Here is a 10,119-nt window from a genome sequence, read left to right as displayed (position 1 = left end):
CAGGGCAGCGTAAAGTTGCCCTTATCGAAAGCCATGCTGGGCTACCTTGCATGGCTTTTTATTTGCCATTAATTCATCGATTAGTTCTCTATAAAAACTTGAGAACGCATAAAAATGTCCTTAATTATTAAAAGAGTCATTTATAAGGAGCGTTGACATGTATCGATATGTTAGTTCGCCACAAGCATCTAAATACATCGTGCCACCCCCACAACATCGAGAGCTATCGAATGTGGACGTGCCTGAGTGTGAATTAGAGATGCGTGAAATTCTAAATAACTGGTTTGCAGACGGATTAGCGCCAATTATTGAAAACGACGCAAGCTACATATCCGAGAGTGAACAAGCAAGGTTTGAGAAATTAAGTAGCACGGTTGGCATGCTATTGAGAAATAAAGATTACTATTTTGCGGCGAAGCGAATCCTATCTTTGTGGGAGCAGGACCGCTTTGAAACCACTTATGTTAATTATCTTATCTTACGTAGTGAACGTTCTACGCTCTATAGGTGACGTATTGTTTGGTAACGCTATTCAGCCTTTAGAAGGCAGCCATAAAAAAGGGCAAGCCTCTAAGCTCACCCTCTGACAGTATAGTTATATAGGTTTTGATTTATACCCATCCATCAAATTGCAGCCGCTTTTGAATCCTTTCAACCGCTTCTTTTTGCATCTGTCTTACTCGTTCGTTGGAAACACTCACATCTAACATGCTTGCCACTTCAGATAGTGTTTTAACGTTATTATCAAACAGCCCAAAACGGTGAATTAAGACTTTCTGTAATTTAGGCGGCAAAGTACCGATAATTTGCTCCAAAGCTTGTGTGAACGATTGAGCTTCCAGATCTTGCTGGGGATCGGTGATATCAAGACTTTCAAATTGATCCAAAACTAATGGTGCATGGTTGATATCGACAGTGGTGGTAACATCGATAAAACCGCTTAGTGCGACAAGTTGATCAACGCGTTCAGGATTGATTCCTGAATTGTCAGATAACTCTGATATGGAAACCGATTTTCGCATTTTTTTGCTTACATCGAGCTTCTTAGATGCAAGGCTATTTATCTCTTTGCAAACATGCGCAGGCAAACGAACTGTACGCCCTTTATTCATCAAGGCTGCTTCAATGTTTTCACGAATCCACCAAACGGCATAAGTCGAGAAACGATAACCTGGTTCTGGGTCGTACTTATCGATTGCTTTAATTAAGCCGATGTTACCTTCTTCGATAAGATCGAGCAGTGTGAAATTATTTCCTTTTCGTTTGAGATAACTTTTTGCGATCTTAACAACAAGACGTAAATTGGACTCGATCATCACATCACGAGCATTTTTGTCACCCTGACGATTTAAACGTGCGTAGTACAGTTCATCTTCACGAGATAGTAGGTCAATACCTACAATGTCCTTCAAATAATGTGCATAAGGTTCTGAAGTTGTGGAAAATGATTCATTAATAGGGGTGTCATCCGTGAGCCCTTGAAACGCAGCAATGTTCTCGTTGTTCATTTCCTTGTCCTTATCTAGCCGACTGAACGTTTTTTTATTTATTATTATGCCACTGTGCGATTAACGCGTGGTTTCATTAGAGTGTAGATAAGAGTTCTATCTTTACCAATAAATAAAATGCAATTTGGTATGTGAACGTCACAAAATACTCAACAAATAATTAACCAAATTACATTCTGATGAGAGTTTGATTTTTACAATAAAAACAATTATATGATGATTTTATAAAGAGATTGTTATGTGTGTGGAGTCTAGATAAATCACGTGAATTTATAGGTGGTAGGAAAGGAGTGATTTATTTATAAAAATGACAAGTGTTGAGGTTCTGTGAATCTACAAAACCTCAACATTCATCGTCATTACTTGTGGTGGGAAAAATGGAGTAAGCGGGACGACATCCAGATTAATAGGTGCTGAGTACTTCATCTATTTGTTGATTAATAATTTTCATCTCACTGTAGATGAGTGAAAGGTCTTCAGCTTCAGGAGCCACTTTGTTAAACGTGTTCTGTTCAACTCTTTCTAGGGCAACGGTTGCTGTCTCTTCTCCAAAACTGGCCAAAATGCCTTTTAAGGTATGCACCGTAAAATGAAGCTTGCCCCAGTCTTGCTGTTGTACCAGTTCTTCGATCTCTTGTAACGAATTGCCATGGTCTTCTTGGTAGGTTGATAACACGGCAAAAATTACATCTCTATCATTGTCTAGGTAGGCATTTAAAGCATCAAAATCTAGCATATAGACTCCTGTCGGCTGCATATTGAAAATGGGCTGGGCGGCTTAGTGGAATAACCATATTTTGATGAGTCACTAATCCATTGATTCCATTTAGGAGGAAGGTCTAACTGAATAAGATCTTCCACGTATTCGTCGCTAAGGTCTGTTTCAACGCATGCGTTATTGACAGCGTAAAGATAGTCTAGCTTAGCGGCGACTGAATAAGGGTAATTGCAAATAAAGTCGCGTAGTTCTTGGATCGACCCTGAATTTTCAATGTTGATACAATTCGAAGGATCATCTATGCGAGACTCCAGTTTATCGTTTATTGTCTCACCGCGTGATTTCAAACACTCCTCAACGATGTGATACAAAGAGTATTCACCAAAGTGGCAGAACAAAGGCAGAAGTTGCGATAGCAGTGAAGTCGGTTGATTGTAAAACTGATTAGCTAACAATGTAATTGCTCGTATCACTTTTTTGTGTGCAACGAACGGGCTGCCTTCAATCAACAATATATTGCTATGAAAGAGGGCGAGGCTTGCTAACACTTGTTGTTGAAGCGTGGCGGGAAGCTTCAAATTGACCAGCTCGGTAAATTGGTTGGCATGCTCAAGCAAAAGACGCTTATTCTGTACTTGAGTTTCTCTTTGGTACGTCGCTTTAAGAGAATCGAAGTGAGTTCTAATAGAATGTATTACGTCGATATCGGCGGGTGAAATATGACTTGCGTACATCTCACCAAGCTTAATAAGCATGTGTGTATTGTCAGCGTTCTCAGCCAAATCGATCGCTCTGATTGCGCGATGGCTAATACTTGGCGTCATCTCAAATGCGCGAATAGCCAACTTTAACGCGGGCAGTAGCATGTTGTGTTTTTCATAAATGCAGCTGAGGCAATCAATCACGTTTAACGATAGTGGTTGCACGATAAGGTAGTTGTGCAGTTTCTCTATTGCCAAGTTCGGCTTTCCCAAGCTGTCTAGAATTAAGGCTTCTGCGACCAATTTGGTTGGGTGCATGTTAGTTTTAGAGTGAGTGATGAGACTAGAGAGCAGTTGCCACTTCTTCCCAGCGATTAAGTGCTCAATCAGTGTTGCCTCGAATTGAACGTTGGATTTCTCGCTGGTTATTTCTAATGCCTGTTTGAGTAATTCCGGTGTGGTAATGGGATATAGGTGATTGAGTTGGTCTATTTGTCTTGACTCGAATACGGCACTTTTGATCTTTTTACCTAATGCCTGAGTGTTAATTGGCTTAGAGATAAAATGGTGAGCCTCCCCTGATAGGGCGGTAAGCACTGTTTCTTGACGCATATCTCCAGAGAGTAAAATCGTAGCAACCGTGTGGTCGATAAGTCGATTACGATACAGAATACCTAGTAGCTCAAAGCCGGTAAAAGATTGCTCTAAGTGGTAATCAATGAGAAGTACATGAAACGCATGCGTTTCGACAGCCTTAATGGCTTGTCGATAATCCGTCGCAATGAAAATACACTCGTGCGCAATACCTAAACTAGCTAGCTGTTGTTTGATCAGAATCGTCGCGCTTTTAGAGTCGTCGACAATTAAAACCCTTAGGTCTCCTGGTAAGGTCAAATCCATTTTCCTTTATACCAAATGATATTTTTAATTTAGGTGTCAGGTTGCACATTGTCAAGATGCTCAGCTCACATATATATGGTCAATAAGCTATTGGTAATTAAAGAGTATTCACAAACAATCGAGAGTGTTGCTCCTCGGCTACTGTTTTTCCCTTGGTTTTGTGAGGTTAACACTTGTTTGAGCAAAAGAGGCAAGCGGTTAGGCTTGCCTCTTTGTTTAATTGGAACTGTATTTATCTACGATTCAAACGGCATTTGTAAGCCTTAAAACTTAATCACGCATACTAAGAATTAACACTGCAGCTAATGCCAAGAATGCGGTCATCATGAGAAACACATCATTGTAGGCCATGATAGCGGCGTCACGTTGCATGGTTCCTAACAGGCTTGCCTGTGCTTGCTGCATCGCTGTCGCGGCATCACTGCCAGATTGGATAAAGAACGCTTGTTGATCTTTGAGTGTTTGCCAACCTAACTGACTTACTGAAGGTAGTGATTCTTTAATATGTGCTAGATGCTCACGTGTCTTGTTGTCCAAAAGGGTAGCGATGATCGCAATACTGAACGCCCCGCCTAGGTTACGCATAACGTTAGTTAGTGTAGAGGCGTCAGGCGTATCCATTTTGCTGATGTTCTTCATCGCCACTAAAGAGAGCGGAACCATGATGAACGGGCTACCAATCGCACGCAATACCATAGATAAGATCAACTGTTGCCCACCAAAATCTATGGTCATGTGGGTATTTACGTAACAACTGAAACCAAACATCGCGAAGCCAAAGGTCACTAAGTATTTCGGCTTAATGATTTGAGTCAGCTTAGGTACGATTGGAAATATCAACAGTTGAGGAAAACCCATCCACATGAGTACTTCGCCGATCTCCATCGCGTTGTATTGCTGAATCTGTGTCAGATACATTGGCAACACGTAGATAGACCCAAGCAACGCCATCCCTAGAATGAGGTAAGCGATACAAGACATCGCAAACTGCCCATTTCGTAATAGCCGTAAGTTGACCAATGGTTTTTTGTGTTGAAGCTCATTTATGACGAAGTAGACTAAGCTCACTGCAGAGATAATGCTCAACGTAATGATAAAGCTTGAACTGAACCACTCTTCACGGTTGCCTTCTTCTAGCACCACTTCTAAACAACCAAGTCCAAGTGCCATGGTAGCGATACCGAACCAATCGGCTTTCTTCAGCGTACCCAGGTCGAGCTTTTCATCATCCAAGCCGTATCGGATCATGGTGATCACGAGCAGGGCTGGTGGGATGTTGATGTAGAAAATGTAATGCCACGAGAAGTTCTCGGTTAACCAGCCACCAAACGTTGGGCCAATAGATGGAGCAAACGTCGCAGTAACACCAAACAGAGCCATGCCGACAGCACGCTTGTTAATGGGCAGTAGTTGAATGACCAGTGAGAAGGCGAGTGGTATTAAAGCACCACCACTAAAACCTTGCATTGCACGGAACACGATCATCGAGGTCATGTTCCACGAGAACGAACACAGCAACGATGAAATAGTGAAGATAGCCGTGGTCCATGTTAGGTAACGACGTTTACCTAATGCTTTTGAAAGCCAACCACTGAGAGGAATAGCGATCATTTCTGCGACTAGATAAGAGGTCGAGATCCATGAACTTTCATCCAGGGTAGCAGATAGCGCACCTTGAATATCTTTAAGCGACGAGTTGGTGATCTGGATATCCAAGATAGCCATAAACGCACCGATCAAGCCGCCAAATAGGGCGATCCAATGGCGAGTTGATACTTTGTCCTCATCATGAGTTGAGTTGATAACACCAGCGCTGCTCATGGTCTAGCCTCGTTTATCGATGGTCGCAACCACAGACAAACCAGGAAGCAATCGACCTTTTAACCCTTGCTGGTCTGGAATCGTAATTTTTACGGGTACACGTTGAACGATCTTCGTGAAGTTACCTGTTGCGTTCTCTGGTGGAAGTAGTGCGAACTTAGCACCAGTTGCAGGTGAGAAGCTATCGACAACACCTTCAAGCGGTTGTCCTGGGAAAGCGTCGAGTTCGACTTCAACCGTTTGGCCTTTGTGAATGCCACTAAGTTGCGTCTCTTTGAAGTTCGCCTCAATCCACACTTGGTTGTTTGGCACTAAGCTCATAAGTGGAGCACCAGCTTGAATCAACAAGCCTTCACGTACGCTTCGTTTACCAATTACACCGTCTGTTGGTGCGTAAACTTTGGTGTAATCAAGGTTTAGCTGTGCCTGTTCTTGTTGTGCTTGGGCTTCAGTGACCGAAGCTTTGGCTTGTTCTATCTCGCTGGCAATTACGGTTAATTGATCATTGCTAGCCACAAGGTTTGCTTTTGCTTCTTCTAAGTCAGCAAGAGTCACTTTTTGTTGAGCGACCATGCTATCGACTTCATCTTGAGAAGCATAATTACGTTTTAACAGGCTACGCGAGCGCTGCACTTGTTGAATCGCACGTTCGTATTCTGCTTCTGCTGAATCGACGCCACTTTCTGCTTGACTAATTTTGCTACGTTGTAACGTCTGTTGGGCGATTAGGTTCTTTACGTCAGACTGAACGACGGCTAGGTGAGCATTAGCCTGAGCAAGCGTTGCTTGGTAGTCACGCTCATCGATTTGAACCAATAGATCGCCTTCCTTAACAGATTGGTTGTCCGTTACATAGGACTTAACGATATAGCCAGATACCTTAGGGCTGATATTGGTAATGTCGCCTTGTAGGTAGGCATTATCGGTCGACTCAAAGTACTGACCGTAACCGTACCAATATCCAGCGCCAGCTAAACCCAATGACAGCATGATCGCAGTGGCAATAAGCGGGGCTTTTTTACGTTTTTTTGTGCTTACTGGTTGCGAAGCGGTGTTGTTCTCTGCCATTTCTCTTTTCTCATTTTGTTTTTATTTGGATGTAACGAATTGTAAATGAATCTGATTGATTGATAAGATAGGAAAAAAGGGAAACACTGTTGCAAAAATCTTACTAATTATAGTTTTCGGAGGTCTTATGGACTTAAATGCTGTGACTGTTTTCACACAAGTGGTTGATTGTGGGAGTTTTACACACGCAGCTGAAACGTTGAACATGACGAAATCAACAGTGAGTCGAAAATTAGCAGAGCTAGAACAGCATTTAGGTGTGAGGCTGATCACTCGTTCGACTCGCAGTTTGATACTCACGCCTGAAGGAGAGCGCTTCTATCAGTCGAGCCTTCAAATGCAAGAGATCATGAATCAAGCGGAGTTAGAAGTCTCTGCAAACCAAGACTTGATTCGTGGTCTATTGAATGTAGTACTACCGGTAGAGTTGGGTCATCAAGTGCTTGCTAAATACATCCATAGCTTTCTGCTTGAATACCCGAATGTGACGATGAACTTGGAGCTAACCAACCGAGAAGTTGACATCATCGGCGAAGGGATAGATCTGTACGCGCAGATTGGTGAGCTGGTTGATTCAAGTTTAGTTTCTCGATACCTGACAACCTCTAAACGTGTGTTAGTGGCGAGCCCTAAATATCTAGAACAAGTTGGCCCAATACACACGCCAAAGGACCTTAAGATTCCGTTTCGCATGATAGAGGTGGTAAACAAAGCCGCACGTTTACCTAAGTGGGAATTGCAATTAGGTGATGGGGAGTCTGAATTGATTCAGCTACCAAGCCAACTCAGGGTAAACACGATTACCGCCTGTTTAACGGCCTGTGTCGATGGCCTAGGGTTAGCAGTGTTACCGGAGTTCATTTGTCGTGAGCATTTCAAGACGGGTCGACTGGTGAATCTGCTGCCGGAATACGACATGCCACAAGTTTCGGTAAGCTTGGTGTATGCCGACAGACAATTAATGCCGAAACGCAAGAAGGTGTTTATCGATTATCTACTCACAGCGTTTCAGAGTGAGAAGCGCAAGTAGCTTGGTTTTCTGCTAACCGCTAAGGGACTAAATTAATCACTTTAGTTAAGTTCGGCTTTCCACTTTATGACTTCTCCATTGCTTAATATCGCATTGATGGAAGCCGCAGCCACATCGATGTCGCCTTTATTAAACACTTGGTCTGAGAAGTTGGCGATGATCTTACTGCCATCACTGAACGTGGTTTGTTGGACGGTACCGTAGTTATTTAACCATGAGAAATCAATCAACGCTTTATCCCACAACTGTTCGTGTATCGGCTCAAACCCATCTTGGTAGTGTTTTAAGGCTTTGAGCCTCGGGCTTGTACTTTTGAGAGCTTCGTCTCTGGTTAAGTGAACCATTGCGGGCGTGTTATATAGCATGGCTGTTAAGTCACGGTTGGCCTTCACATTGGTAAATTTGAGACTGTCTGAGTGCCAATGGTGCGTATTAATCACTTCATCATGGAATACAGTTTGGTATAACGGTACACGATATTGCGGCGAAAACAGTAGCGACTTATAGGGCTCTTTAACCTTTGCTGGTTTGAAGAAAAAGTCCGGCTTATGATCAGGATACCAACGGCCTAAAAAGTAGGGAGATTGGCGGTTTTCTTTCATATCTTTATCTGTCCAACCAAACCCTACCGTTTCCAAGCCGTGTGCAAACGCAATGCCCTTGGTGGTCAAGCTGTTGCCGTCTTCAGAGCCCAACGCCAGAGACGGTTGTTCGCTAAGCCCCTGCATTCGGTTATTAAAGGAAGAAAGCATCTCCGACTCACTGGTATTGTCACTGTAGTCCTCACGCGCCATTGCCGTTGCATCGACATCTAAGAACAAACTATTGAAGTGACCAAAGTTCATGATGTCTTGGGCGCGCTGTTTTACGTAGTCCAAATGGCAATTGGGATTTAAGTAGAAGCCGTTACCACGAAATCCTTTTTTCAAACTTCCATCGGCTAGCTCAATTGCGCATGTCTTTCGTATTGGATCTGGTAGCTGAGCGGTTAACCAGCTGTCATTTAATTGAGCCGGTATCGCGGTGTTATAGGAGTCGTAAGTCCCAACCAAGTAACCAGATTGTTTGGCTAACTCGACCGCGTTTGGCTGATAAAAGGCAGGCATCCAGTTATCAAAGCCCAACCAAAGCTTGTTCAATCCGGCGTTATTTAGATTATCGACCATGCCGGATGATAAAGCTTGCCCCCAAGTATCTGGTGAGTTAAGAAATGACGACGCGTGTTCAGACAACCAGTTTTTTCGATTTTGCGCCGCGATGTATTGCGCCTCAATCGTGTTATCAGCGAGTGTCGGGGATGCGACGGGGTATAAGCTTTGTAGATATTGGCTAATAGAATCCAACAGCAACTGTTTATGATATCGGCTCAACCAGTCCTTACCTTTAGACAAAGTGGATAGCTCACGCTTAGCTTCATCGGATATGTTGAGCTTAGAGCGTTCAAAGTACCACTCTTTTAGTCCCCACCAGTCTTTCACATCTTGGATACTCAAAGGATCTTTACCAAACAGGTAGACATGACTTGCACCAACCAGCTTGCTAATATCTGGATTACGCGCTTGCTTTGAGGCTAGTGATTCTGACAACCCATTGGCGATGCGCCAGTCGCGGTATTGCTTGGCACCATCGAGCATTGAATCGCCGAGCGTTATGCGAACAGCAAAAGGTTGTGATTGATTTAGCGTGGTAAATTGATGTGATGCGCTCATATCAATAAGGGACTTCTTCTTCGAGCTCGATCCAGAAGTGACATCAGTAAAAAACAGTTGGTTATTGGTTGGGTTGATCAACTGGTAGCTGATGAACTGATCGCTCTGCTGCGTGGTCCAAAACGGCATCTTTAAGCCTTGAGTGGTGTTACTTCCAGAGTGGTTATTGGCGAGGTAGCGGGCCCATAACTTATTGTCGGTAGGTACGCACATACCTTCACTAAAGGGCAGTAGCAGTGTTTGTGTTTCTTTTTCTGCAAGGTCAAACCAAGCCAGTTCGATTGGTTGGTTGCGTTTTACCTTGATATCAGAAGGTAGGGTGAATTGCAGGTCTAGCTCACCTTGGTTTAACTCCGCTTTTACTGCGATTTTGCTTGGCATTAACGTCCAAGCGGCGCTCGTTGAATCCCGGGATATCTCGGCTATTGTTTGAGGGATACCGTCAACGGTTAGCGGAGCATTGTTAACGCTCAAGCCATTCCAATCTATCGTGAGTGTTGATGGGTCTATTAGAACAGTATTGTTGGTGTTGTCACCACTGTGGTCTTGAAGTGAAAACTCACTCCCTTGTGTCTCTGTTGAAAAAGTACAAGCGGTGAATAGGGCTAACATGGCCCAAGATGAAGCATTTAATTTATGGTGGATATTCAGCATGTTTAGATTC

The 10,119-nt window shown here is 43.4% G+C and carries 8 protein-coding genes; 2 read left to right on the top strand and 6 right to left on the bottom strand.

Annotated elements, in window-relative coordinates:
- The first annotated feature begins 157 nt into the window (after window positions 1-157).
- Window positions 158-511 (top strand): hypothetical protein, encoded by a 354-nt coding sequence (locus tag F0251_RS18600; RefSeq protein ID WP_171731555.1) that lies wholly within the window; start codon window positions 158-160, stop codon window positions 509-511.
- A gap of 100 nt (window positions 512-611) precedes the next feature.
- On the opposite strand, the gene F0251_RS18595 is transcribed toward F0251_RS18600, so the two are convergent.
- The 5 genes from F0251_RS18595 to F0251_RS18575 all read right to left on the bottom strand — a co-directional run bounded on the left by F0251_RS18595 (window position 612) and on the right by F0251_RS18575 (window position 6,716).
- Entirely contained in the window at window positions 612-1,508 is an 897-nt protein-coding gene (locus tag F0251_RS18595; RefSeq protein ID WP_171731554.1) for an RNA polymerase sigma factor RpoD/SigA, read from the bottom strand.
- Between the two features lie 403 nt (window positions 1,509-1,911).
- Window positions 1,912-2,244 carry an Hpt domain-containing protein gene (locus tag F0251_RS18590; protein WP_171731553.1) on the bottom strand — a complete coding sequence of 111 codons (333 nt, stop codon included), beginning with the start codon at window positions 2,242-2,244 and terminating at the stop codon, window positions 1,912-1,914.
- Window positions 2,238-3,827: a response regulator gene (locus F0251_RS18585; RefSeq protein WP_171731552.1), complete on the bottom strand. Its 1,590-nt coding sequence runs from the start codon at window positions 3,825-3,827 to the stop codon at window positions 2,238-2,240. The genes F0251_RS18590 and F0251_RS18585 overlap by 7 nt, the downstream gene beginning before the upstream one ends.
- 270 nt (window positions 3,828-4,097) lie before the next feature.
- Window positions 4,098-5,648 carry a DHA2 family efflux MFS transporter permease subunit gene (locus F0251_RS18580; RefSeq protein WP_061031019.1) on the bottom strand — a complete coding sequence of 517 codons (1,551 nt, stop codon included), beginning with the start codon at window positions 5,646-5,648 and terminating at the stop codon, window positions 4,098-4,100.
- A 3-nt stretch (window positions 5,649-5,651) separates the two neighbouring features.
- Window positions 5,652-6,716 carry an HlyD family secretion protein gene (locus F0251_RS18575; protein ID WP_171731551.1) on the bottom strand — a complete coding sequence of 355 codons (1,065 nt, stop codon included), beginning with the start codon at window positions 6,714-6,716 and terminating at the stop codon, window positions 5,652-5,654.
- A gap of 127 nt (window positions 6,717-6,843) precedes the next feature.
- Between F0251_RS18575 and F0251_RS18570 the strand changes: the two genes are divergently transcribed.
- Window positions 6,844-7,746 carry a LysR family transcriptional regulator gene (locus F0251_RS18570; RefSeq protein ID WP_171731550.1) on the top strand — a complete coding sequence of 301 codons (903 nt, stop codon included), beginning with the start codon at window positions 6,844-6,846 and terminating at the stop codon, window positions 7,744-7,746.
- Window positions 7,747-7,787: 41 nt separating this feature from the next.
- Here the strand turns inward: F0251_RS18570 and F0251_RS18565 are convergent, their stop codons facing one another.
- Entirely contained in the window at window positions 7,788-10,109 is a 2,322-nt protein-coding gene (locus F0251_RS18565; protein WP_171731549.1) for a glycoside hydrolase, read from the bottom strand.
- Window positions 10,110-10,119: the final 10 nt, after the last annotated feature.

Origin of the sequence: Vibrio sp. 070316B, from assembly GCF_013114115.1 — a bacterium.
Classification (GTDB): Bacteria; Pseudomonadota; Gammaproteobacteria; order Enterobacterales; family Vibrionaceae; genus Vibrio; species Vibrio chagasii_B.
The sequence above is the reverse complement of the archived record's forward strand: the minus strand, read 5'-3'. Positions and strand labels throughout refer to the sequence as shown.